The 23,505-nt window shown below is 65.2% G+C and carries 26 protein-coding genes; 13 read left to right on the top strand and 13 right to left on the bottom strand.

Features of this window, described 5'->3' with window-relative positions; translation table 11 throughout:
- Positions 1-15 precede the first annotated feature (15 nt).
- Positions 16-804: a uracil-DNA glycosylase family protein gene (locus VK98_RS10100; RefSeq protein WP_048413908.1), complete on the bottom strand. Its 789-nt coding sequence runs from the start codon at positions 802-804 to the stop codon at positions 16-18.
- 195 nt (positions 805-999) lie between these two features.
- Between VK98_RS10100 and VK98_RS10095 the strand changes: the two genes are divergently transcribed.
- The 4 genes from VK98_RS10095 to VK98_RS10080 all read left to right on the top strand — a co-directional run bounded on the left by VK98_RS10095 (position 1,000) and on the right by VK98_RS10080 (position 3,964).
- Positions 1,000-2,562, top strand: a complete 1,563-nt coding sequence (locus VK98_RS10095) for an alkaline phosphatase (RefSeq protein ID WP_048413907.1) — start codon at positions 1,000-1,002, stop codon at positions 2,560-2,562.
- A gap of 95 nt (positions 2,563-2,657) precedes the next feature.
- A complete protein-coding gene (locus VK98_RS10090; protein WP_048413906.1) occupies positions 2,658-3,236 on the top strand; it encodes a TetR/AcrR family transcriptional regulator in 579 nt (192 codons plus the stop codon).
- A gap of 112 nt (positions 3,237-3,348) precedes the next feature.
- Positions 3,349-3,648, top strand: a complete 300-nt coding sequence (locus tag VK98_RS10085; protein WP_197083022.1) for a multidrug efflux SMR transporter — start codon at positions 3,349-3,351, stop codon at positions 3,646-3,648.
- Between the two features lies 1 nt (position 3,649).
- Positions 3,650-3,964: a multidrug efflux SMR transporter gene (locus tag VK98_RS10080; protein WP_048413904.1), complete on the top strand. Its 315-nt coding sequence runs from the start codon at positions 3,650-3,652 to the stop codon at positions 3,962-3,964.
- A gap of 17 nt (positions 3,965-3,981) precedes the next feature.
- Here VK98_RS10080 and ampC read toward each other — a convergent pair whose 3' ends face one another.
- A complete protein-coding gene (gene ampC / locus VK98_RS10075; protein ID WP_053077320.1) occupies positions 3,982-5,151 on the bottom strand; it encodes a class C beta-lactamase in 1,170 nt (389 codons plus the stop codon).
- A 217-nt stretch (positions 5,152-5,368) separates the two neighbouring features.
- Positions 5,369-6,481, bottom strand: coding sequence for a D-alanyl-D-alanine-carboxypeptidase/endopeptidase AmpH (ampH, locus tag VK98_RS10070; RefSeq protein ID WP_048413903.1), 1,113 nt, complete (start codon positions 6,479-6,481; stop codon positions 5,369-5,371).
- Positions 6,482-6,977: 496 nt separating this feature from the next.
- On the opposite strand from ampH, the gene VK98_RS10065 reads away from it, so the two are divergent.
- Positions 6,978-7,679, top strand: a complete 702-nt coding sequence (locus VK98_RS10065; RefSeq protein WP_048413902.1) for a hypothetical protein — start codon at positions 6,978-6,980, stop codon at positions 7,677-7,679.
- Between the two features lie 243 nt (positions 7,680-7,922).
- On the opposite strand, the gene VK98_RS10060 is transcribed toward VK98_RS10065, so the two are convergent.
- Genes VK98_RS10060 through VK98_RS10045 form a run of 4 tightly spaced genes read right to left on the bottom strand, consistent with a single transcriptional unit; the run spans position 7,923 to position 12,061 of the window.
- The gene (locus VK98_RS10060; protein WP_048413901.1) at positions 7,923-9,116 is read right to left on the bottom strand and encodes an AMP-binding protein; all 1,194 of its coding nucleotides are present in this window, start codon (positions 9,114-9,116) and stop codon (positions 7,923-7,925) included.
- Positions 9,113-10,039 carry a glycosyltransferase family 2 protein gene (locus VK98_RS22760; protein ID WP_053077319.1) on the bottom strand — a complete coding sequence of 309 codons (927 nt, stop codon included), beginning with the start codon at positions 10,037-10,039 and terminating at the stop codon, positions 9,113-9,115. Before VK98_RS22760 ends, VK98_RS10060 begins: the two co-directional genes overlap by 4 nt.
- Before the next feature lie 25 nt (positions 10,040-10,064).
- Positions 10,065-11,249, bottom strand: a complete 1,185-nt coding sequence (locus VK98_RS10050; protein ID WP_048413900.1) for a hypothetical protein — start codon at positions 11,247-11,249, stop codon at positions 10,065-10,067.
- Positions 11,246-12,061: a hypothetical protein gene (locus VK98_RS10045; protein WP_053077318.1), complete on the bottom strand. Its 816-nt coding sequence runs from the start codon at positions 12,059-12,061 to the stop codon at positions 11,246-11,248. The genes VK98_RS10050 and VK98_RS10045 overlap by 4 nt, the downstream gene beginning before the upstream one ends.
- A gap of 239 nt (positions 12,062-12,300) precedes the next feature.
- Here VK98_RS10045 and VK98_RS10040 point away from each other — a divergent pair, with 239 nt between their 5' ends.
- Positions 12,301-12,642, top strand: a complete 342-nt coding sequence (locus tag VK98_RS10040) for a DUF4180 domain-containing protein (protein ID WP_197083021.1) — start codon at positions 12,301-12,303, stop codon at positions 12,640-12,642.
- A 106-nt stretch (positions 12,643-12,748) separates the two neighbouring features.
- Here the strand turns inward: VK98_RS10040 and VK98_RS10035 are convergent, their stop codons facing one another.
- Positions 12,749-13,117: a LecA/PA-IL family lectin gene (locus tag VK98_RS10035; protein ID WP_019100806.1), complete on the bottom strand. Its 369-nt coding sequence runs from the start codon at positions 13,115-13,117 to the stop codon at positions 12,749-12,751.
- A gap of 156 nt (positions 13,118-13,273) precedes the next feature.
- Positions 13,274-13,612, bottom strand: a complete 339-nt coding sequence (locus tag VK98_RS10030) for a hypothetical protein (protein ID WP_048413898.1) — start codon at positions 13,610-13,612, stop codon at positions 13,274-13,276.
- A gap of 160 nt (positions 13,613-13,772) precedes the next feature.
- Here VK98_RS10030 and VK98_RS10025 point away from each other — a divergent pair, with 160 nt between their 5' ends.
- From VK98_RS10025 to VK98_RS10015, 3 genes are all read left to right on the top strand, one after another.
- The gene (locus tag VK98_RS10025) at positions 13,773-14,141 is read left to right on the top strand and encodes a hypothetical protein (RefSeq protein WP_156187815.1); all 369 of its coding nucleotides are present in this window, start codon (positions 13,773-13,775) and stop codon (positions 14,139-14,141) included.
- The gene (locus VK98_RS10020; RefSeq protein WP_048413896.1) at positions 14,141-14,782 is read left to right on the top strand and encodes a CHAP domain-containing protein; all 642 of its coding nucleotides are present in this window, start codon (positions 14,141-14,143) and stop codon (positions 14,780-14,782) included. Before VK98_RS10025 ends, VK98_RS10020 begins: the two co-directional genes overlap by 1 nt.
- 265 nt (positions 14,783-15,047) lie before the next feature.
- Positions 15,048-16,382: a hypothetical protein gene (locus VK98_RS10015; RefSeq protein ID WP_156187814.1), complete on the top strand. Its 1,335-nt coding sequence runs from the start codon at positions 15,048-15,050 to the stop codon at positions 16,380-16,382.
- A gap of 118 nt (positions 16,383-16,500) precedes the next feature.
- Here VK98_RS10015 and VK98_RS10010 read toward each other — a convergent pair whose 3' ends face one another.
- Positions 16,501-17,586, bottom strand: coding sequence for a chitosanase (locus VK98_RS10010; protein WP_231589244.1), 1,086 nt, complete (start codon positions 17,584-17,586; stop codon positions 16,501-16,503).
- Positions 17,587-17,684: 98 nt separating this feature from the next.
- Here VK98_RS10010 and VK98_RS24015 point away from each other — a divergent pair, with 98 nt between their 5' ends.
- From VK98_RS24015 to VK98_RS10000, 3 genes are all read left to right on the top strand, one after another.
- A complete protein-coding gene (locus tag VK98_RS24015; protein ID WP_197083020.1) occupies positions 17,685-17,894 on the top strand; it encodes a hypothetical protein in 210 nt (69 codons plus the stop codon).
- Positions 17,891-18,583: a surface-adhesin E family protein gene (locus tag VK98_RS10005; protein WP_156187812.1), complete on the top strand. Its 693-nt coding sequence runs from the start codon at positions 17,891-17,893 to the stop codon at positions 18,581-18,583. Before VK98_RS24015 ends, VK98_RS10005 begins: the two co-directional genes overlap by 4 nt.
- 93 nt (positions 18,584-18,676) lie before the next feature.
- Entirely contained in the window at positions 18,677-19,015 is a 339-nt protein-coding gene (locus VK98_RS10000) for an SGNH/GDSL hydrolase family protein (protein WP_197083019.1), read from the top strand.
- 256 nt (positions 19,016-19,271) lie between these two features.
- Here the strand turns inward: VK98_RS10000 and VK98_RS09995 are convergent, their stop codons facing one another.
- The 3 genes from VK98_RS09995 to VK98_RS09985 all read right to left on the bottom strand — a co-directional run bounded on the left by VK98_RS09995 (position 19,272) and on the right by VK98_RS09985 (position 22,357).
- Positions 19,272-20,693: a hypothetical protein gene (locus tag VK98_RS09995; protein ID WP_048413893.1), complete on the bottom strand. Its 1,422-nt coding sequence runs from the start codon at positions 20,691-20,693 to the stop codon at positions 19,272-19,274.
- Between the two features lie 83 nt (positions 20,694-20,776).
- Entirely contained in the window at positions 20,777-21,253 is a 477-nt protein-coding gene (locus tag VK98_RS22755; RefSeq protein ID WP_053077315.1) for a hypothetical protein, read from the bottom strand.
- Between the two features lie 162 nt (positions 21,254-21,415).
- Positions 21,416-22,357: a DMT family transporter gene (locus VK98_RS09985; RefSeq protein ID WP_082158878.1), complete on the bottom strand. Its 942-nt coding sequence runs from the start codon at positions 22,355-22,357 to the stop codon at positions 21,416-21,418.
- Between the two features lie 114 nt (positions 22,358-22,471).
- On the opposite strand from VK98_RS09985, the gene VK98_RS09980 reads away from it, so the two are divergent.
- The gene (locus VK98_RS09980) at positions 22,472-23,380 is read left to right on the top strand and encodes a LysR family transcriptional regulator (protein ID WP_048413892.1); all 909 of its coding nucleotides are present in this window, start codon (positions 22,472-22,474) and stop codon (positions 23,378-23,380) included.
- The last annotated feature ends 125 nt before the right edge of the window (positions 23,381-23,505 follow it).

Below are 23,505 nucleotides of genomic sequence, written 5' to 3'. Positions count from 1 at the left end.
GTTCTCCCGCCGGTTTCAACCCTGGTCCGCTTGCGCCGTCCACAGGATGGAGGCGTTGGCGGCCGGGGTTTTCAGTTTGGCCTGGCCCTTGATCACCCGCGTGGCCATATCGCCCTGGCCCAGCCAGGCCGGCATGCCGAAGGGCAGGTCCGCGGCGGGGATCCGCGCCAGGTCCTGATCGCGGAAACCGGTAAGCGCGTAAGGCGAGGGGTCCGGCGCGGCGCCGGGGTCCGGGCTCAGCAGCGGCGCCAGCGCGGCCAGCGTCTGGTTCCAGGATTTGAGCAGCGCGCCCGGAGAGCGCGCGGTGGGGTGCTGCGGCTGAAACAGCCGCTGCGCGGCCTTGAAGGAGGCCGCGCCGGGCCAGTCGTCCAACACCTTGGCCGCCGCCTTGCCAAAGCCGATCACCGCTTGCAGGCCGGGCTGCTTGAGCTGGTCCAGCAACTGATTTCGCCAGGCGCGCACCGCGGCCTGGTCCATGAAGCCGGCCATCTCGCTGTCGAACTGGCCGTAGATGCTGTACAGGCTGGCGTTGACGATGACGTAGGAGCGATCCAGGCCCAGCTTGCGCAGAAAGCCTTGCACCCGTTGGCCGGCGGTGCCGACCATGGCGCGGCGCACCAGGTTTTCGTCGGCGGACGGGTCTTGTCCCACGATCAGCACTTTGGCGCTGCCGTCCAGGCGGCCGCGGTAATAGATGGGTCCCCATTCCAGGCGGAATTTGGCCGGGAGGGCCTGATAGCTGGCCAGCGGAGCGTGCTCGAACAGCGAGGAGAAAGGCGGGGGCGGCCCGGGGTCCCAGAGCATGTGCTTTCCTTTGAACCAGTTGGCGGCGCCCGTTGACGGCAGGCCGGCTGGGAAGGCCGCGGGGCGGAGTGTTTGAGGTATATGCGATCAGGCGCGCGAATGAAATACGTAAAACCCGCTAGCGGGACATCCTGGCGTCATCTTGCCGCGGCAAGATCGGCGTTTTGACCGTCTTGATCGAAACTGGAGAACGCCATGGATCGCCGCCGTTTTTTGAAAACCTCGCTTGCCGGCGGAGGACTGCTGCTGGCCGGGCCGGCGCTGGCCGCGCCGGCCATCGTCACCTCGGACCGGCTGCGCCCGGTTCTGGGCTCCGGCATCCAGATCGGTGATGTGGGCGCGGACCGAGCCATCGTCTGGGCGCGTTCGGACCGGACCGCGCGGCTGGTGGTGGAGTGGGACCGCAGCGAACGCTTCGCCAGCCCGCGCCAGGTGCGCGGGCCTTGGGCGACCGAGGCCGGCGACTTCACCGCGCGCGTGGATCTGAGCGGCTTGCCGGCCGGCGAGCAGCTGTATGTGAGAGCGCGTTTTGAAGACGCGGTCCATCCGCGGGCCTGGTCCGAGCCGGTGGCGGGCCGCTTCCGCACCGTGGCGGAAACGGCGCGCGATCTGCGCTTCGTCTGGTCCGGCGACACCGCCGGCCAGGGCTACGGCATCAACCCGGATTGGGGCGGCATGCGCATTTACGAAACCATGCGCCGGCAGCGTCCGGACTTCTTCGTGCATTGCGGCGACACCATCTACGCCGACGGCCCGATGGCGGCGGAAACCGCGGTGGAGGGCGGCAAGATCTGGCGCAATCTGCTGACGCCGGAAGTGAGCAAGGTGGCGGAGACGCTGGACGAATACCGCGGGCGCTATCGCTACAACCTGATGGACGCCAATGTGCGGCGCTTCGCCGCCGAAGTGCCGCAGATCTGGCAGTGGGACGATCACGAGGTGGTCAACAACTGGTCGGACGGCAAGGACTTGTCCGCCGATCCGCGCTACCGCGAGAAGAACATCGGCGTGCTGCAGGCGCGCGCCACCCGCGCTTTTCTGGAATACGCGCCGATGCGGCTGCACGGCAATCGCGAGGAGGAGCGGGTGTATCGTCACTTGCCGCAGGGGCCGCTGTTGGACGTGTTTGTGGTGGACATGCGCAGCTATCGCGGCGCCAACGGCGCCAATCTGCAGAAGGACGGCGAGCCGGGCGCGGATTTCATGGGCCGGGAGCAACTGCGTTGGCTGCTGGACGGCCTGCAGGCGGCCAAGGGAAGCTGGAAGGCGATCATGGCGGACATGCCGCTGGGCCTGCAGGTGGCCGACGGCAAGAACACGGACGGCAGCGCGCGCTGGGAGGCGATGGCCAACGGCGATCACGGCCGGCCGCTGGGGCGCGAGCTGGAGCTGGCCTGGCTGCTGCGCGAGATCAAGCGCCGCGATATCCGCAATGTGGTGTGGTTCACCGCCGACGTGCATTACACCGCCGCCCATCACTACCATCCGGAGCGCGCCGCCTTCGCGGACTTCGATCCCTTCTGGGAGTTCGTGTCCGGCCCGCTGAACGCCGGCACCTTCGGTCCCAACGCGCTGGACATGACTTTCGGCCCCAAGGTGGTGTACCAGAAAGCGCCGGAGACGCAGAACCTGTCGCCCCTGGCCGGCATGCAGTTCTTCGGCCAGGTGGACATAGACGCCCGCAGCCGCGCGATGACGGTGCGGCTGAAGGACGCGGCCGGCCAGACCCTGTTCACCCAGGAGTTGACGCCGGCGTGAATGGGCCGCGAGGGCGGGCCGCCCGCCGCGCAATTGACGACGTTTGTTTCGTTTATTAGAATACGTACGTATGTATTCAATAACGGGAGGGCGCAGTGGGCAAACCCAGATCCATCGATCGCAATCAGGTGTTGGACGCCGCGGAAGAGATCATTGAACGCAACGGGGCGGCCGCCCTCACCATAGACGCCGTGGCCAAGGCCGTGGGCATCAGCAAGGGCGGGGTCCAATCCTGTTTCGGCGCCAAGCACAATCTGGTCAACGCCATGCTGGAGCGTTGGGGCAAGCACTACGACGCGTGTTTCGAGAAAACCGCGGGCGCCGCCGCCGAGCAGCTGTCCAGCGTCGAGCAAGTCAAAACCCATGTCCGCATCACCGCGACGGAGGAGGCGTTGATCGCCCGCGCCGCCTGCCATTTGAGCGCGATGCTGGAGTCCAAGGATCAGAAAGACTGGGTGCGGGCCTGGCATGCCGAGCGCCTGGGCAAGCTGGACGTGGCCACCGAGGAGGGCCGCCGCGCGCGCGTGGCCTATCTGGCGGTGGAAGGGGCTTTCATGCTGCGCTACTTCGGCCTGGCGGAGATGAGCGAGCAGGAGTGGCGGGACGTTTTTCATGACATCGAGCAATTGGCGGGGGGGCTGACAAGCGTTTCGCTCCCGCCGGAGAGTCAGTGAACGGGTTTCAAGAGCGGCCGGCGAAAACCTGCGTCGCGGCCGAGGCAAGGCGCGACGCCGGGCGGGATTTCATTATGCTTACGGGGAAGGGCGGTTAAAGATGTTTAGTTGGATGTTGTTGTTGCTCGCCAGCGGGCTGGAAGTGCTGTGGGCGGCGGGTTTGAAGCGTTCGGACAGCGTGTTGGAGTGGTTGGCGACCATCGCCTGCATCATCGGCAGCTTCTCCCTCCTGGTGCTGGTCACCAAAAGAATGGGGGCGTCGACCGCCTATGTGTTTTTCGTGATCTTCGGCACCGTGGGCACTTATTTGCTGGACGTCGCGCTGTTCGGCAAGCCGGTCAGCCCGCTTGCGGTGCTGGCGATAGCGGTGATCCTGTTTTCGGTGGTGCAACTCAAGCAAGTGAAAGACTGAAATGGACTGGCTTTATCTATTGACGGCGGGGGTTCTGGAAATCCTGGTGGTGGTGGGCATCCGGGACATCGCGCTGAAACGCTACGCCAGGGGCTGCGCGATGTACGCGCTGGGCCTGGGCAGTTCCTTGTTTCTGCTCTACCTGGCGATGAAAACCATAGACATGTCGATCGCCTACGCCGCCTACACCGGAATTGGCGTGGTGGGCACGGTGGTGACCGGCATCCTGTTCTGGGGCGACAAGAAGAGCGGCAAGAAGTTTGTCTACCTGTCGCTGCTGGTCGCGTCCATCGTCGCGCTCAAGACCGCCGGCTAGCGCCGCCGGCCGCGTGCTCATGGCCGGGCGGCCGGCGCCAGTCCGTCGTCCAGCCGCTCCAGGATGCGGTAGGCGGCGCTGACCCGCTCGGCCAGCGGATAGGACTTGTTGGCCAGCAGCACGATGCCCAGCCGTTTTTCCGGGATATAGGCGGCGTAAGCCGAAAAACCGTTGGTGGAGCCGGTCTTGTTGATGAAGGCCCGCGTTTGCGGCGGCAGCGGCGGATCCAGGCGCTGCGCCGGCATGCCCTGGTAGATGTAGGCGGCGGAATTGCCGCTCAGCAGCTGCGGCAGGGCCACCGGATACGGGTATTGTTCCCAGATCAGGCTCTGAGTCAATTCGCCGGCGCGGTAGTAGCCGATGTGGGCGTCCTTGAGCGCGCCCTGAAGCTTGGGCGCCATCGGCAGCAGGCCCATATTGGCGTTCAGAAAGCGCGCCAGGTCGGCGGCGTTGGATTTGACGCCGTAGGCCTCGTCCGCCAGCGGCGCCGGCGTCAGCCGCGCGGGCCGGTCGTTCTTGTCGTAGCCCTGGGCGTAGTCGCTCATTCTCTGGGCGGGGATGTTGACGAAGCTGCTGTCCATGCCCAGTTTGGCGAAGATCCTGCCTTCCACCGCCGCCGCGTAAGGCATGCGCATGCTGGCGGCGGCGATCTGACCCAGGACGCCGATGCCGATATTGGAATAGACCCGCTGGCTGCCCGCCGGCTGCTTGGGGCGCCAGCTCCGGATGAATCGCCGCAGCTGGCCGGCGTTGACGACGTTGTCCGGCACGAACAGGGGCAGGCCGGAGGTCTGAGTGCCCAGGTTCAGCAACGTGACCCGCTCCAGGCCGCCGCCGGCCAGCGCCGGCAGGTGCTGGCTTAGGGGATCGGCCAGCGAGAGCCGGCCTTCGGCCTGGGCGTAGCTGGCCAGCGCGGCGGTGAAGGTTTTGCTGAGCGAGCCGATTTCGAACAACGTGGCGCGCGTCACCGGCCTATGGTCGGTCTTGGAGGCGACGCCGTAGTTGTAAACCTGAACGTCGCCGCCGACGGCGAGGCCCACCGCCATGCCGGGGATGCCGTTCTTGCGCATCAGCGCGGGAATCTCGGCGTCGACGGCGGCCTGTGGCGTGGGCGCGGCGACTGCGACGGCGCTGACGGAGAGCGCGGCGCAGGCCAGCAGCAGGGTATGGCGGTTCATTTCGGGCATGGCGATGCCTCCTTGACGATGAGGATGTGGAAAGAGGAAGGGCGGAGCGCCGGGCGCGGTCGACGCGCCTGGCTTGAAGAATGGCTCGCGTCCGTTCAAAGCCTCGCGAGCCAGGGCGAGCCAGGGCGAGGCCGGGCGTTGCGGCGGAAGGGTCAAGCGGCGCGCGAGCGTCCGCCGTGTCAGTCCCCGCGACGCGCCGCGAATCGCAAGCCGGTTCCTAGGCGCGGTTCAGCGCCAGCAGCAACTGGTTGACGCCGTCGCTCATGGCCTGGTAGCGCGTTTGCTTGCCGCGGGTCAGCGCCACCCATACCGCCGTCTGCTGCTGGGGATCGATGGCGACATAGCTGAAGAAGCCGCCGCCGCCGGCGGTTTTTTGCAGGAAGGGCCTGGCGTTAGGCTGATCGCGCAAGGCCACCCAGCCCAGGCCCAGCGCGTCGGCCTTGCCGGGCACGTCCATGCCGGCGAGGCTGCGCAGCTCGGCGCGCTGATAGCGCATCTGGAAAGTTTGCTGGTACAGGCGCTTGCGCTGCTCGTTCTGCGGCCGCACCAGGTCTTGCAGCCAGCGCTGCATGTCGGCGGCGGTGGAATAGACGCCGCCGCTGCCTATGGCCGCGCTGGTGTTGACGCAGGGGCTGGTTTCCACGCCGCGCAGCAGGCGCGCGCACTGAGCGGGGCTGGGGCTAAAGGTGGTGTCGCGCATGGCCAGCGGTCCGGTGACGGTGTCGCGCAGCAAGGCCGGGTAGGGCTTGCCGGCGGCGACGGCCAGCGCGTCGGCCAGGTAGTCGTAAGCCAGGTTGGAGTATTGCGCGCTCTGTCCCGGCGCGAAGCGGGCCTTGGTCTTGGACAGCCAGCGCCAGCGCTGTTGCCGGTCGGGCCAGACGAAAACCGGCGTGTCGCGCGGCTTGACGCCCGGCAGCTCGCGCGGGAAACCGCTGGTGTGAGTGGCCAGGTGCAGCAGGGTGATGGGCTGGCCGCCCAAGGCCTTGGCCGGCCGGGCGCCGGCCGGCGCGAACTTTTGCAGCGGGTCGTCCAGCTTGAGCCGCTGATCCAGCACCATGGACGCCAGCACTTCGCTGGTCATCAGCTTGCTGAGGCTGGCGATGCGCAGCAGCGAGTTGGCGTCCGGCGTCTGGCGGCTGCCGGGGCGGGTTTCGCCGTAAAAGCGCTGCAGGCTGCCTTGCTTGTCTATCACCACCATCACCATGCCCACCGCCTGGCTGTCCTTGAAGATTTTTTCGGCTTGCTGGTTCAGTTGGGCAATGGGCATGGCGGCCTGGCTCAAGGCCGGCAGGGCGGCCAGGGCCAGGCAGATGAATCCCTTTGTTCTCATGGAGCGTGCTTTCTCTTGGGTGAGGCGGCGCGTCGATCGGCGCTGTCGATGGCGTGCATTCTATGGGGGCTGCGGAGGGCGGCATAGCGCGCAATCTGTAACGGCTGTAACCGATATATTCTACCCAGTCCCAAAGGACAGGCATGCCCGGCTTTCGAGGTGCTATTACTGGCTAGTTGAAGTCCCTATCGCCGCCATTATCGGCCCCGCCTCGACCGCGCCAAGGCGCCCGCCCCTGATTGACGACTTAGTGGCTGTTTGTTCGTCCGCTTCGCCCGCGCGCCGCGCGGGGGAGGAGAAATCCATGCGCCATCGCGAGACCATCACGCCGAGCAAGGGGTAGAGCCGCTGGCAAAACCCGCTTGAACGAGCAAGCCCGCGCGCCGCGCCGGCGCTTTGCCGTTTGCGCCGGTTTCGCCAGCTGCTGTTGCCGTATGGAGGGCGCCGGCCTTGCGCCGGCGCCGGGCAGCTGACTCACTTTTCGGAGGAAAGCGTCATGCCATCAGTCAATCAGTTCGCCTATGTGCCCAACACCAGCACATACAAATTCGCCTACGGTGGGTCCATTCCCAATATGGCGATCGCCAATATGCCCAACGACACCAACTGGGCGCGCTGGACCATGCTCAACGACGGCGAGTACTACCGGATGTATTTCTTCAAGGGCAGCAGCGCGAACACCTTGTATCAGGCCGCGTTCAATCCGGCCACGTCCAAGTACGAGTTCGGCTTCCACTCCATCCCGGAGCTGAAGATCACCGGCGCGCCGCCGGACGCGGACGCCAGCAGCGTGTCCATGCTTTACGACGGCAGCACCAGCACGTACCGCTTGTACTTGCGGCGCTTGGGCGCGCCCACGGTGTTGTACCAGTTTGGCTTCAACCGTTCCACCAACCACTATGAGTACGGCTACAACTCCATTCCCACCTTGAACGTCACCGGCGCGCCGGGGGACACCGACTTCCACCGCTGGTCGATGCTGTTCGACGGCAGCACCTATCGTCTGTACGCCTTCAAGGTGGGCAGCGTGGACACCTTCTACCAGTTCGGCTACAACCCGCAGACCCAGGCGTATCAATACGGTCACGATTCCATCCCCATCCTGACCCTGGTGGGCACGCCGGCCAACAGCAATCTGACCAGCATGTCGATGCTGTTCGGCCAGGGCGACTACCGCTTCTACTTCCAGACCTTGTAAACGCGGAAAGGCGAGGGCGGCGGACGGCCGGCGGCTTGGCAAGCCGTTTCAAGCCGCTCGGCTGCCCATCTCGCCGCGGCGCCTCGCGCGCAGAGTCTCAGAGCCTGTTCAAAGTCACGCGAGCAAGGGCGAAACAAGGCGAAAACGAGCGAAAAAGCGGAATGTACACGTGGTGCATGAGCATTTTGAGCTCGTACTCACCGTGCAACACTTCACGAAGTGCAGCAGACTTTGAACGGGTTCTCAGGCCCGCAGGTCCACGATGGGCGGCGTCTTGCTGGTGACGGGGTCCAGCCGCCATTGCGCCCGCGCCGCCGGTTTCAACGCGAAAGCGTCGGAGTCCGGGGGCCGGCCCAGCAAGGCCGCCAGGCTTGCGCGCAGCGCGGCTTCCGCGCCGGCGTCCAGGTTCTCGGCCAGCAGCAGGGTCAGCCGCTCGCGGCCGGCCGCATCGAGGTCCAGCTGGATCTGGAAGCCTTGCTCCGCGCCGCTCAGCCGCGCGAAATCGTCCAGCTCGTACGTGGTTTCATTGAGGCGGAAGGAGCGGCCGTCGCGGCCGCGCAATTCCAGCCAGCGCTCGCCGTCGCGCTCCACCCAGCGGCCGATGTCGCCCACGCAGTAGCGGAACACCGGGAAGCGCCGCCGCCAGGCGTTGCTGACCGCGATGCGGCCGTAACCGGCGGCGTCCGGCTGCAGGATCTCCGCCGCCACCCGCGGCAGCACCCGAAACAGGCCGGGGCGGCGGCTGGCGTCGCTCCAGGCCCAGATGCCGGTTTCCGCGCCGCCGTACAGGGACCAGACCTGGCCCGCGCCCAGCGCGGCGCGCAGCCGCGCCAGCGTGGACGCGTGCAAGGTTTCGCCGGCGTACAGCAGTTGCGGAATCTCCAGCCGTTCGCCGGCGGCCTCCAGATGGGCGGCGAACAGCGCCAGCCGCGACGGGGTGCCCAGCGCATGGCTGGGGTGGAATTGCCGCGCCGCGGCCAGGATGTCAGCGTCGGCGGCGTGGGCGCTCATCGGCAACGTGGTGGCCTGGCAGCGCTCCAGCACATCGTCGACGATGGCGGCGGTGCGGTAGAGGTTGGCGTAGCCAAACAGGTTCAAGGCGATGCTGGCGGGGCCGAACACCCCGTCGGCGCGCAGCCGGTCCGCCAGCGCCTGCCGCTGCGCCAGGTTTTCCGCGATGTCCACCGGGAAGATCAGCGCCGCCTGGGTGCTGCCGCCGGAACGCACCAGGTAGAGGCCGCTGGCTTCGCGCTCCGGCGCGAACGAGGCCAGCACGGTTTGCAACGCGGCTTTCTCCAGCGGCGGCGCGGAGTCGGCGCAGTCCACGCCGCGATAGAGCGCCTGATAGAAGGGGTGGGCGCGGGCCAGCTCGAAGCATTCGCGCAGCACGGCGTTCTGGCGGGCCGGCGCGGTCTGCGGGGCCAGCGGCGCGTTCATGCCGGCAACCTCGTCGCGTCCGTCTGCGGCAGGCCCAGCTGGATCAACAGCGGACGGTGGCGGGTGAGGAAGGCGCGCCGCTGCGCGGCGTCCGGCAAGGCTTCCTGCGCGTAGTCCAGCCAGCGCTGCGCCAGCATGCGCGCCAGGCGCAGCTCGTCCGCGTCCTGGCTGCCGGCGTAGCGCAGCACCGTGGGCGGCGTGGCCAGCAGCCGCCAATCCCGGCACGGCCGGTGGGACAGGCTGTCCGCCAGAATGCGGAAACGGATCAAGGGCGCGGACAGCAAGCCGGCGCGCCCGCCGTGCGCGACGATCTCCTTCAGCACCCGGTACCAGAAATCGATGCCCTCGTTCAGCCGCGCGCCGGCCACGTAGCGCTGCGTCAGCAGCCATTGCCGCCGCGCGGCCACATTGCTGGCCCGGCCCATGAAGAAGTCCGGGTGGCCGGCGGTGCGCAGCGGGCGGGGCAGCAGGAAGGCCTCGTCCCCCAGCGGCTCCAGTTCGGCGCGCAGCGCGTCCAGCTGCGGGAAGCGCTCCTCCGGCGGCGCGCTGTCGTAGCCCAGCACCGCCAGGTCCAGCCGGTGCTCGTTCATTTTTTGTTCCAGCAAGCGCAGACAGTCCGGCCGGTAGCAGTCGTCGGCGTCCAGAAAACTGACCATTTCGCCGCCGGCCCGCGCCAGGCCGGCGTTGCGCGCCGCGCCGGGGCCGCTGTTGCGCGGCAGCCGCAACAGCACGCTGCGGGTATGGCTCAAGTCCTGGGCGTGGTGGCGCAGGGCGTGCTCCGCCGCTTCCGCGCCGTCGTCGGTGCTGGCGTCGTCGACGATGATGATCTCGTGCGGCGCTTTCTCCTGCGCCGCCAGCGAAGCGATGGTTTCGCCGATGTAGGCGCGTTTGTTGTACAGCGGAATAATGACGGAATGCCGCATGAAGCCCCCTGTGCGCGAAACCGGTTCAGGCCGCCGCGACGGCGGAGTACAGCTTGCCGCGGCGTTGGTGCAGATTGATGATCAACTCGTCCGAGCCGCGAAACACGCCTGGGCCGTAGCTTTCCGCGTCGCGGCACAGTTGCATGCCCACCAGCCGGATGCGCCGCCGGCTTTCCGGGTCTTCGAACTCGCTTTGCTCGACATAGTCCTGGAACATGTATTGCGGCCATTGCCCCAGCACCAGTTCGCGCCAGGCGGCCTCGCCGCAGGCGGAGCGCACCAGGGAGCCCAGGCCGCGGCCGCCGCTGCTGGGCTTGGCGATGAAATCGCCGGCGCGCGCCAGCAGGGCCTCGGCCTCCTCCCGCGAAGCCGGCGCGAAAGAGGGGATCAGGAAGGGACGCAAGGCCGCGTAGTCGTCGGCGTCCAGGCAATCCCGCATGATGTCTTCGCGGTTCAGCACCGCCAGCACCCGCTTGTCGTGCACCAGGATCAGCGTGCGGATGTCGTTGAAGTAAGCGCCGCCGTCCAGCAGGTGGTCCAGCACTCTGTCCGGCAACAGCGGCAGTTCGCTGCGATCCATTTCCAGGATGCAGCGGTTCACCGTCCGACCGTCCAGCCACAGCTTGCCGTCCCGGACGCTGAGCGCCTCCGGCCGGGCGGACAGAAAGTGGGCGCCGTCGCGCTGCAGCGTTTCCGCCAGCAGGAAGATTTCGGTGCCGGGCTCGCGGGCGTGGGTCAACGCCACCACGCAGCCGGGCGGGTGCCACTGGCGCAGGGTGTGCAAGAAGGCGTCGCCGCCGGCCGCTTGGCCCAGCCAGTGGCTGATCATCCAGCCGTTCATCGGATAGCGCGCGCCCACTTCGCAGATGCGCGGCTGGCCGCGGCGGTCGTAGATGAAGTCCGGGCGGTAGAAGCCCACGCGGTAGGGCCGGCCGTGCGCGCGCCGCAACAGCGCCTCCATCGCCTTGGGCAGTTGATAGAGCGCCCGGATGCGCGGGTCGAGGAAATAACGGCCGACGATGGCGCGGAACGCGGAGTCCAGCAGCGCGCTCAGGCGACGCAGGCTGCGCAGATAGCCGGCGGACACCTCCACGCGGGCGCGCGCCAGCTGCTCCGGAGCGAACAGCGGCGGCGCGCCCGGCGGCCAGGACGGCGGCTCGGCGTCCGCCTGTTGCGCCAGCCGCAGGAGAGGAGGTTCGGCCCGGCTCACAGCGCCTCCGCCGCGGCGTCCCGGGCCACCGTTTCCAGCACCGCCGCCTTGTGCTCCAGATAGGCGCCGACGATGCCGTCCAGGCGGTAGCGTTCCAGATCCAGATCCATGGCCCGCGCGTAGTGGCGGACGGCGTTCATGGCGTGGAAGAAGTGGTTTTTCTCGGTGGGGCCGCAGTGCACGCTGATCCAGCCCAGCGTGCGGGTGGCGTCGCGCTCGGCGAAGCCCAGCGTCTGGATCAGCCAGCGGCGGAACAGCGGCAGGATGAACTCCACTTCGCCGTGGGTGTAGATCTCGTGCGTCAGCGTGGTCAGCAGCGCGACGGCCAGGTCCGGTTCGCGCAGCGACTGGTGGTCCTTCCAAGTCTTGAAGGCCTTGGCGCTGGGGTGGAGATAGGCATGGGACAGCCACTGGTCATCTCCGACAATGCCCGTGGCCATGTTGTAGTACATCTGCGCGTGCAGCACCTTGTGCGTGACCGCCAAGTCCTCGTCCACGATGCGGTTCAAACAGACCATGGAGGAGAACAAGGCTTCGCGGTCCGCCACCGGCTGGCCGGTGTGGACCAGCAGCGTCATCCGGTTGCCGATGCCGGCCACCGTCATCGCGCTGTTGTTGGTCTGGCTCCAGCTCTGGAAAAAGCTGCGCAGGGTTTCCTGGCTTTGCCGGCGCGCGGTCAGACGCGCAAAGCCGGCTTCGATCGCGTCGAAGCGGCGGCCGTGCCGTTCAAAGGCTTGCAGCAGCTCCTGCTTGAGGTGGGATGCGGGCAAATCCCGCAACACCGGCATGATGATATGGCTGAGACGGTTCATGAGCAGGACCCTTGCTTGCATTGAGCGCGCCGCGTCGGGCTGGGCGGAGCGGCCGCCGGCCCCGTGCTTTTTACGGCCGGACAGACATCAATATGGTGTAAGGATCAGACTGCCGATATAGGTACTACCACGATGTTGAAAATCCGCACGAATGATCTACCGCGCTTGCCGCAGAGGATATGATTTCGGCATCATTTGTTTTTTCCGTCAGCGAGATCGAGCCGATGCAAACCGAAGTGATGACTGTCAAACAGACAAGATTGATCGAATGCCGCGCCGGAGTGGAACGCCTGGATCAGGCGCTGGAACTGGTGGCGCTGTGCGCGGAGCACGACGCGTCGAGCTTGTTGCTGACGGAGAAGGCTTTGCCGCCGGCCTTTTTCGATTTGAGCAGCCGGTTTGCCGGCGAATTCATCCAGAAGCTGGTCAACTATCGTCTTTCCGTGGCCGGGGTGTTCGTCGACGGGGCCGCTTACGGCGAGCGATTTGGCGAATACCTGAACGAAGCGCGCCGGGGCCGGCAATTCCGCGTGTTCGACGATAGGGAGGCGGCCTTGGCCTGGCTGGCGGAGCCAGGTTGAGAGCGAAGCGCTTGAAGGCGGTGAAGGGGCGCGCGAACCGGACGGGAGACGGGAGGCAGCCCCTGGCGGGGCTGCTTGCTTAGCGGGTCTTAAAGGGAGAAGGCGATCAGACCGCGTCTTTGCCTATGCTCACCTGGAAGGAGCCGGAGTTGTTGCCGTAAGTGTTGGGCACATCGTTGTAGTACAGCGTGATCTGGCCTTGCGCGTTGGCCGGCGCTTTCCAGCGGAACAGGCCGGTGTTCACCGGAATGAAGCCGCTGGCGCCGATCTTCATCACCAGCGCGCCGCAGTAGGCGTCGCCGCAGATCAGGCCCTGATTGGGGTGGCTCTTGTCGCCCTGCGGGCCCCAGTTGGGTTGCGGGCCGTAACCGGCCCAGCCCGACGCCACGATGGTGATCACGTCGCCGGGGTTGTAGGTGATGGTGGTGGGTTCTCCGTTGGGATTGTTCGCAGCGACAGTACCGGTCCAAGCCATGGTGAATCTCCAAGTTGAGAGTGAGGGAAAGCAGATTCGACGCCGCGCCGGCGGCATGAGGAATATGCCTATCTCATTAAAGTTGGAGGTGGGGGTTTTGGCCTCTGGTCTTTCGGCAAGGTCGGCGGAGGGAACTTTGAGCCAGGTCTCCGGCGCTCAGCGGCCTTGATCCAGCTTGCAGGCGAGGCCGGTGCCGGCGAAGCCGCCGTACAGCTTCATTTCGTCCGGCTGTTTGCGGGTGATGAAGAAACTGTCCGGCAGCGCCAGGCCGGTGCCGCCGCGCGGCCAGGTCAGCAGCCCGCGTTCGTCCATATAGCCCTGGAAGCGTTGCTCGCCGTGGATCAGCTCCACCGTCTGGCTCTGGCGGCTGAAGTGGAAGCGGGTGGCGTCGGCGCAGTGGTAGCTGGCCTGCATCGCCTGCGGCTTGCAGCCGGCCAGCAGAGCGAGCAGGAGCGGCGCCAGGCTGGCGAAGGGGAAACGGGCGAGGATGGACATGGGCGGCGTTGGCTGAGGACGGAAGGTCGCCAATATAACAAGAGCGGCCGGCGGCGGCTAGCCGCGCTCCGGGCGCCGCTGGTCCATTCGCGCGGCAACTGTTAACATGCCGATCGATTTTTCGGCCGCCGATCCCGATGGCGGCCGCAAGGAGACAAGCATGTTCCCACGCAAGCTGATGCTGGCGGTTCTTGGCGTTGCGACGCCGTTCGCCGCGGTGGCGGCGGATGTTTACATCGGCATGTTGAGCGTGAACGAGGGGGCCTTGCGGCTGACCCGTTGCAGCCTCGGCAAGCCGATCTATCTGCTGCTGAGCCAGGAAGGCCGGCCGTTGACGGAGTGGCCGGGCGCATCGCCGCAGGCGCTGGAAGAAAAGGCCAGGACCTCGGCCCGGATTTTGGGCGAATTCGAAGAGCGTGACGGCAAGCCGGCCTTGCGGGTGGAGCGGATAGACGCGATCCGCTCCGGCGAGTCCTGTCATCTGGACGATTGGCTGAACGAACAAGACGCGTCCGGGACCGAGCCGTAATGAGGCTGAGCAAGGGCAAGGCGGCGCTGGCGCTGCTTGCGTTGCTGGGCGGCGCTTATTGGGCGGCCACTCGTCTGAACAGCAACTGGGCGCGCGCGGTGGGCGAGCCGGTGGACGCCTTCAACGGCGTCGCCGTGTATTACAACGGCGGCGTGCAGAACGTGGAAGGGCGCAATCTGGCGCCGGACGGCTACAACCTGGGCCTGCGCTATCAATGCGTGGAGTTCGTCAAACGCTATTACTACCAGCGTTTTGGCCACAAGATGCCGCAAGACAAGGGCCATGCCCGGGATTTTTTCCAGTCCGGGCTGGACAACGGCGCGCTCAATCCCGAGCGCGGCCTGCTGCAATACCGCAACGGCGGCGGCGACGCGCCGCGGGCGGAAGACCTGATCGTGTTCGCGCCCTGGACCTTCAACCGTTACGGCCATGTCGCCATCGTCAGCCGGATCGGGCCGGATTTCATCGAGATCATCCAGCAGAACCCCGGCCCGTTCGGCGAGGCCCGCGAGCGGCTGCCCTTGCTCATGGAGCAGGGCGTCCCGAGGGTGGACCATCCGCGGGCGCTGGGTTGGCTGCGCCGCGCGCCGCAGGCCTCGGCGCCGGCGGGGGAAGGCCTGGAGCCGGCGGGCAAGGCCTGACCATCTATTGTCTGCCGGCATTGCGGCGTGGAGTCTTGCGCGGCGCGCATCTTCATCAGAAGCATTGGCTCTGGCAAGCAGGCCGTTATTTTATTCGCATGAGGCGTGCTTGCCTGATTTTGGCCGCTCGATAAATCGTTGTGTGCTTTTTTATCGGCAACACGTCTATTTATTTCGCATGGTTTTTGATTTTTGGCGTGAGTGTTTTTTACAAGCCGCTTCCTGGCTTCCTTGGTAACTTTGCTGAAACCAAAGGAGCTTTGTCATGCCGATCAATCATATCGCAGCCTATACGCCTCAAACTGTCGTACCCAATAGCGAAAATCAGTCTGTTCAGGATTTCTCAGGCAAATCAATCCGTGGCCGCGACGTGGTCATAATCAACCCATTCTGCGAGGGAGGCGGGGATCATGCCTTGGCGAATAAGATAGCCAATCTTGCTTTAGAGGAAGGCTGCCGCGTGACGATCGTGCCCGTATCCGCTAATGGAGGTGGCGAAAGTGATTCCGGTCAGCGCAATATCTCTCTGCATGGGGGTGGTCACGATGCCAGCAGCCTTAGTAATCCGGTATTCATCGTGGCTCCCGTGGGTATTTTGACAACCGAGAAGCTGGGCGAGACCATTAATCGATTATGCGATCAATATCAATTTCCCAAGGGTGACATTGCTCTCATTGAGGAAATGGATTTATTAGCCTCTCCCAGTCAGCAGTTGCCGGAGCGCCAGGAATTGTTGCAGAAAATGGGGTTTGGCAAGGTTGACGCGTTCAATCTGGGTTTCGGCAAGGGGGCGATTGGTTATCTGCCCGTTGATCCGCTTACTGTCAATACTGTCAAAGACCGTTTTGAAGGGGAGCTGGTCAAGCTGCTGGATAGCTGCAATCTTTCGTTGGCGAAAGACAGTCACTATCATCTGGCCTACATCAGTTCGGATACTTGTATTACTGCGTCGCAAGTTTTTATCGCCAACACCCTCACTGAGAACAAGGGGAGTGGGAAAGACGCCAATTACGTCATGGTGTTGAGGCAGCTGGATGGATACGCCAAGAAGGTGTTGCCAAACAAGGTCAGTGAAATATTGAACCTGCGCAGCCAGCAACATGATTTTCCGGCCTTGTTCGCCAAGGCCAATATCGCGTTTGCCGATCCTGATACGGGCCGGCTTGAAAACAATATTGAAATCAAGGGCGAGGGACAGGGGCAGCTCAATATCGTCTTTGCCAATGCCTTGCCGCAGAATATTTTCCATGACTTCATGTGTCTTGCTCATTCAGGCATGGCCAGTGGTGATCAATCCTTGGGCGAGTTTCTGTCCTTGACCGGAAAAATGCCTTACTACGATATGCAGCCATGGAAACAACCATTGGCCGAAGCCGTTAAAGAGGCTGGAGCGGAGTTGGGCGGCGCGGAGTTGAAGCAGGCGGTGGCGGAAAGAATTATCGGACGCCAGCCTTTTAGCGGGCGCATGGCTTATCAGATTGTTCCGAATCTTGGGCAGACGGAGCGCTCGGCCGAGCTGAACCATGGCTTGAACGCTTTGGATACGCTGATTAGCACCAGAACAGCCGATCGTCACATTCGCGCGCTGTTGACGCCGTAGTCAATCTCCTGGGCGGAAGCGCACGTCCCAGCCCTTCATCGATCAAGCCTCCATGCTCAGGCCCGGCCCTCGCGGGGAGTTTCGCCGCGCGGGCCAGGGCCTTTTCCCATGGCTAGGTTTACTTCATCTTCCAGCTGGTGGCTTTCAGCACCGCGGCGTCGGCGTCCTTCAGATCGGTTTCGCCCTGGCTCAGCAGGCCGCTCCACTGTTTGACCCGGTTCTTGCCGTTGGGCGGCTGATTGTATTCATTCGTGTCCACCACCTTGCTGCGCTCGGCGTGGAAGCGGGTCATGAAGGTTTTCTCGTCGCCGCCGCCGGAACGGGACAGCAGCCCCTGCAGCGTGTCCGAGCCGCCGCTGGCGCCCTGGTTCAGCGCGGTGTCCACGAAGGAGCCTATCGTCAGCGCGCTGCCGAAGCCGCGTTGGCGCGCCTGCTGCACGCTGTATTGGATGTAGACCTTGTAAAAGGTCTGCCACATCGCTTCGCGCCAGGCCGCGTTGTTCTGCAGCGCGGCTATCTTGCCGCAGAACACCTTTTCGCTGTCGCTGATCTTGAGCACCGGCCCCTGCATGCCGCCGCGCACCCCGGCGCGCGTCAGCCCGCCGGCGATGGAGGGGTTGCCGGCGCCGCTGGCGGCGTCGAATTCCTTGAACAGCGTCGGACCGTCCGGCCCCTGGTCGCGGGGGCCGCCGGTGGTGGCGCCGAAAATGCCGATGGTGAAGCCGCGCTCGTCGTCGATGTCCTCGCAATAGCCGTAAAACTTGGGCCAGTCCAGGGAGTCCTGCTCCGGCTTGTTCACCAGCTTCATGATGTTGTTCCACTGCTCGCCGTCCAGCCCGGTGTTGGCTTTCAGGAATTTCAGCGTGCTGGGGGAGAAATTGGCATCCGGATTGGCCGCCTTGCCCCTGCCGGTCGGCGCGCAGCGGGCGCCGACGGTCCAGGGCTGGCCGATTTCCGCCGCGCCGCTGCTGGCGTCCGGCGTGTTGCCCTGAGTCCAGTAGACCGCGGTGAAGTTGACGCCGTGATGGCTGGCCACGCTGCCGGCCGGGTAGGGCGTGGCGGCGTTCCACGGGGCCGCGCAGACCGCCAGCCGCGCCGCCAGCCGGGGGGCGCTGCCGGCGGGCGAGGCCTGGGCCCAGGATGCGCCGGCGCATGCCAGCCAGCCGGCGCCGGCGAGCGCCAGCATCGAGAGTGTGCGTTTCAAAACGTTCTCCAGTAGATCAGGGGAAGAAGCGGCGCGAGCCGGGAAAACGCACAAAATGCCATATGGGTTTTTGCGAGGAAAGAGGCGGGAACTGGCAAATGGGACTGGCGGCATTCGGCGGGCTTAGGCTATGCGGTCTGGCCGCTATTGTCCGTTTCCTGTTTCGCGACGAGTCGGCGCGGGTTCTTCCAGAAGCCGGTCAAACCAACTATCGCTATTCCGATCCGCAGTTGGATAAGTCAAAGCCTGCTCAAAGTCTCGCGAGCAAGAGCGAAGCAGGGCGAAAACCACTGAGAAAGCGGGTATGAGCATTTCGAAGATGTTTTCAACGCCGTATCGCCGCAGCGCAGTAGATCGTAAACAGGTTCTAAGAAAACAATCCTGGTTCGCGACCCACTCAAGACTTGGCGGCGCGCCCCGCCATTCACAAGGAAAAACCAGGGCTGTTATCATGCCCGCCGCCGCTGCATTGCGCGGTTTGATTGAAAAATATTGGGAAATCAGAATGTTGAAAGTCATTGCCTGCGTTTTTGTCTTGTTTTCCGCCATGGCCAGCGCCTCCAGCTGGGATTTCACCTACTTCAACCCCAGCGAGGGCGGTTTGTTGATCGATAGCGACAGCATCGCGCAATCGCCCCACGGCACCGTCAAATTCTGGACGCTGTGCGCGCCCAGATTCGAGGCGGACAAGCCGATGGCGGGCGACGCCTACAGTCAGTCGCTGTACGAGATCCATTGTCGGCAGCGCCTGATCGTGATGCCGATGACGGTGGTTTTCGACGTCAACGGCGAGCCGCGCGAAACCGAGTTCGAACACGCCAAGATGGAGGACATCCAGCCGGACACGCAGGAGGATTTTTTGTGGACCTATATCTGCAAGCCGGAAAAGCGGCCGGACATGGCGGTGGCGATGCGGCAGGGCATTCAGGGTTTCTTGCGGGAGCAGCGGCGTTACGCCAGCGAGCACCTGGCGTTTCAGCGGGATAAGGGCCGCTGACCGCGGCGGACCGGAAGAGAGTCTGGAACGGAGTCGCCCTGCGCCAGCGGGGCTTTTTTGCGGGCGCGGCCGGCGGCGGACAAGCTGAAAGACTTGTCTCAGCGGCATAACAGGCAGCTGAGCCAGGCGGTGGAGGCGCTGCAAAGCCGCTATCGCGACGCCGGGGTGACCATCCGCTTCTTCGACATCGGCGCCAAGCTGGACTATCTGATGTCGCTGGCGGAAAAAGTGGATTACGACACGATGCACAACAAGCACGAGGGCTATATCGATCTGCCGCGCGTGTTCGGCTTCGCCGGCGACACGCGCCCGCTGGACAGCTCGCACCGCCACCTGTTCCACGACGAGGTGCACCCCAGCCAGGAGGTGCACCAGATCCTGGCCGCGCATATGACGGACTTCATCCGCGAGCAATACGGCAGGCCGGCTTAAGCCCGCTAACAAAATCCCTGATCCTGCCTTGCGCCTCCGCTTGTGCTGTTTGCGTCGGCGCGTCTTGGCTCAGCTTCTCCGCGAAGCCTTGTGAGCGGCTTTTAGAACGTGTTTACGATCTCGCGAGCTAAGGCGAGACAAGGCGAAAACGGCTGAGAAAGCGGAATGTACGCGTGGTACATGAGCATTTCGAAGCGGGCACTCATCGCACAATGTCTCTACCGACGCGCAGCAGATCGTAAACAGGTTCTTGGCCTCAGGGCGCGGCCAGGTCCGCCAGGTAGCGCAGGCCGCCGATGCCGGGGAAGAAGCAATACGCGCCGCCGCGGGTGGTGATCATCCGCGAAAACCCCTTCAGCACGGTGTTGTTCTTGCCCATGCGCCCGGGCGCGGCCAGCGTGAAGCTGCTGTCCGCGGCGTCGTTGACGCCGAGAAAGACGTCTTCCCCGCTGATGTTGAACACCGCGTTGCCGGCGTCCGGGTTGCCCGGCGCCGTCGCGGATTTGACGAATTCGCTGAGCAGGTTCCATTGGCTGCTGAGAAATTCGAACTGATTCCTCAGGCTGGCGTTGATGAAATAGCCTATCAGCCCGCGCGCCGCCTCGGTGGGCCGGAGAGGGTCGTAGGCCGGGCCGTAGGGCATGGCCCGCCGCACGATGCGGTGGTGGGCGCTGTCGGTGCCCACCACCGCGCCGTTGCGCGGATTGTTGCGGCGGATATGGGAGCCTATCGGGCATTTCAGGCCCAGGGTGTCGTCCTGGGACGGCTGGCTGTTGACGTAGTTGAAGTCGTTCAATTGATCGGCGGGCAGGGTGGCGCCGGCCTCGTCCGGCCGCAGCGTCAGCGGGTTGCCGTTGCGCCAGCGTCCGCAGACCTTGGCCGCCAGCAGTTCGGGGTCTATGCCCGCCTTGGCCGCGTATTCGTTCAGAAACGCGTCGAAACCGGCCACGTCCTGTTCCAGGATGCGGAAGGCGGCGTAGCTGCCGTTGCGGCTGAGCTGCTCGGGCTTGACCGCGTACACGCCGCCGCTCTGGTTGAGGTAGCCGAGCAGAAACTCCCCGGTGGCGATGACTTCCTGATCGTCCGGCGCCTGGCGTTTGCGTTCCGGCGCGCCGGCGATGATGGGTTGGGCGATGCTGTCGCGATAGCCGAAGTGGACCTGATTGTCCGGCAGCGCTTGCGCGTCGTGGGCGGACAGCTCGCTGAGGCCGTCGGCGAAGCCCTGACGCAGGCGCGCGCTGAGGCTTTCCAGCAGCGCCGGGTCCTCGGCCACCCACAAGCTCAGCAAAACGTGCACCCGGCCGCCGTCGGCCAGGCCTCCTATCCAGCCTGCCGGCGCGCTGTCGCCCACGTCGCCGACGGCGTTGGCGGAGGCCGCGTTGGTGGCGCCCAACTGGAAGGCCGGGTCAAAACTGGCCAGCTGTTCCGCGCCGACGCCCAACGCGGCCAGCCCGCTACAGGTGAAGCCGATGTTCAGGAAGCAGCTGGGCTTTTTCAGCCAGCGCTCCGCGGTGGTGACGCGCGGCAGGCCGTCCTGGCCGGTCAGCAACTTGCGGATGAAGCGGCCGGCGGCGGCCGGGTCGCGGATGCTCAGGACGAAGTGCCGGGCCAGGTCCACGCGGTAGCCGCGCAGAATCGTGCCTTGGATGTCGTCGTACTGGAGAACGGGGCTGTTCATGACGGGCCTTTCAGCGGAGGCGGGCGCGGAACCGGCCGCGCGCGGCGCAAGCGGGCGGCCCGCCTGCGCCTGACGAGCGGGGGTTAACCGAGCGCGGCGAGTATGGTCTGCACGGTGTACGGGTAGGCCTGGTACAAGCCGTTGTCGTCCTTGATGCCGCCGCCGTTGTTGGGCGGTTGCTGGGAAGCGTCGTTCTGGGTGACGAAGGCCTGGAAGGCCGCCACATTGTTGGCCACCGGCGTCAGCGCCTTGCCGCCGACCACGAATTGCAGCAAGGCGTCGAAGACGGTGCCCACCTGGGCGACGAAGTCGTTGATGTAGGCGTCGAAGCTGCCGTCGTATTCGGTGATCACTGCGATGACGTAGCTGTCGCCGGCTTGGCCGGTGGGCTGCAGATTGGCGGCGGAGCGGTCCAGCAGCAGGGTGCGCGCGTAGTGAACGGTGCCGATGGAGGTCAGCGCCTGATGCAGTTTCGGTTGGTATTCCGCCAAGGTGGCGGCGATGGCTTGCAGGCTGGTGCCGGGAACGACCGGCATCAGCAAGGTGAGCGGGCTGGCCATGGAGCTTCTCCCTGAGGTCATGTGGGAATTGAAGCCTAGCAGCGCGACTTTGACTGTCAATGCGATTTTATTCGTTTTGCAAATCAAATGCCGTGGTTTAAGTGTTCGTACTAAGGACTTGTCCGATGGCCGCGCCCGGCGCGAACGAACGCGGCCGGACGCTCACTTCCGGTTGGTCAAGGACACGCCCGCCGCCGCCAGCGCGCCGCCCGCCAGCATGGACGCCAGGATGGGTTCGCCCAGCAGTCCCGCGGACAGCAGCACGCCAAAGGCGGGCACCAGGTTGGTGAACACGGCGGCGCGCGACGGACCGATCTCCCGGATGCCCTGGTAATACCAGATGAAGCCCACCACGGTGCCTATGGCGCCCAGGTAGAGCATGGACAGCCAGATTCGCCAGCCGAAGCTGGCCCAAGGCACGGAGCCGATCTCGCCGGCCGCGCCCAGGGACAGGAAAGCCAGCCCCCACAGCGTGGCGTAGGTGGTGGCCGCGATCGGGCTCAGGGTTTCCATCGCCTTGCGCGAACCCAGCGTGTAGGCGGCCCAGCTCAGCACCGCCAGGCTCATCAGCGTTTCGCCGGCGCCGAAGGACTGGCTGAAATCGTGGAGCGTGCCGGCGAGATCGCCGCGGGTGATGACCACCATGGCGCCGAGCAAGGCCACGCCGATGCCGGCCCAGCGGCGCAGGCCCAGGCGCTCGCGGAAAATCAGGCTGGCGGCCAGCGCGGTCATGATGGGATTGAGACTGACGAACAAGGCGGTGCGGCCGGCGGGAATGCGCGCCAGCGCGCCGAAGAAACAGGCGTTGTAGAGAAAGATGCCGGTGAAGCCCAGGAAGGCGGTGACGGCGAGCTGCGAGCGGTTCAGCCGCGGCAGCCCGCCTTCCAGCTTATAGGCGACCAGCACCAGCAAGAGGGCGGCCACCAGGAAGCGCCCGAAGGCGGCGGTCATCAGCGGCATGGACTGAGCCAGCACTCTGCCGGCGATGAAGGTGCCGCCCCAGAACAGCGCGGTCAGCGCCAGTTTGAAAGTCAGGGCCGGCCTGATGGCGGCTTGCGCGCGCGCCGGCGGCGCGGGGATGGAGATGGAGCTTGGGTGGGTCATGGTGGGCGCCGGGCAAGACGTCCGGCCTCCTGATGCTATGTGGGTGCGTATATACTATTGATTGTTTGAATTCATGGAAAAATGAGCTTTTGCTCATGAGTGGACGAGACGGTCATGACTTTTACGCAGCTGGAAATCTTTGCGCTGGTGGCGGAACTGGGCGGCTTCACCGCGGCGGCGGACAAACTGGGCGTCAGCCAGTCGGCGGTGTCGCACGCGATCAAGCAATTGGAGAAGGAGTGGGGACTGACGCTGCTGACGCGCGGCCAGGCCGGCATTGAGGCCACCGAGGCCGGCAACAGCCTGCTGCTGCGCGTGCGCGAACTGTTGGGCGTGGCCGAGGCGATCCGCCAGGAAGCGTCGGCGGCGCGCGGGCTGAACCGCGGGGTGCTGCGCATAGGCTCCTTCGGCACCACTTCCTCGCTCTTGTTGCTGCCGCGCATGCTGGAGCAGTTCCGCGCTAGCTATCCGGGCATCGACGTCTTCGTGGAAGAGGGCGAGGACGACGAAGTGGCGCAATGGGTCAGCGAGCGCCGGGTGGACGTGGGCTTCGTGGTGCTGCCGGACGAGCGCTTCGACACCCTGCCCTTGGTGGAGGACCAGTTCGTGGCCTTGATCCCGGCCGGCCATCCGCTGGCCGGCCAGCCGGCGGTGAGGCTGGCGGACTTGTGCGACACGCCCTTCATCATGACCTTGGCGGGCAACACCACGCTGATTGAGCGCCTGTTTGAAAGCGCCGGCCTGCGGCCCATGGTCAAGCACCGCTACGCCCAGATCATCACCATCGTCAAAATGGTGGAAAACGGCGCCGGGGTGTCCATCGTCGCCGATCTCGCGGTGCCGGCGCCCTTGCTGGCCTTGTGTCCCGGCGTGGTGAAAAAGCCGCTGGCGCCCATGGTGCGGCGCGCGGTGGGCCTGGCTGTGCCCAGTCGGAAGCACGTCAGCCCGGCGGTGGCGGCTTTTCTGCAGACCTCGAAAGCCATGGCCAAGAGTCTGCGCGACGGTTCGCTGGGCGGGCTGTGAGCCGGAGCGAGGCAGGTCGAGAGCAGGTTCTTAGAGCCTGTTCAAAGTCTTGCGAGCAAGGGCGGGACAAGGCGAAAACTAGCGAAAAAGCGGAATGTACATGCGGTACATGAGCATTTTGAGCT

It is taken from the genome of Chromobacterium sp. LK11, assembly GCF_001043705.1.
GTDB lineage: Bacteria > Pseudomonadota > Gammaproteobacteria > Burkholderiales > Chromobacteriaceae > Chromobacterium > Chromobacterium alkanivorans.
The sequence above is the reverse complement of the archived record's forward strand: the minus strand, read 5'-3'. Positions and strand labels throughout refer to the sequence as shown.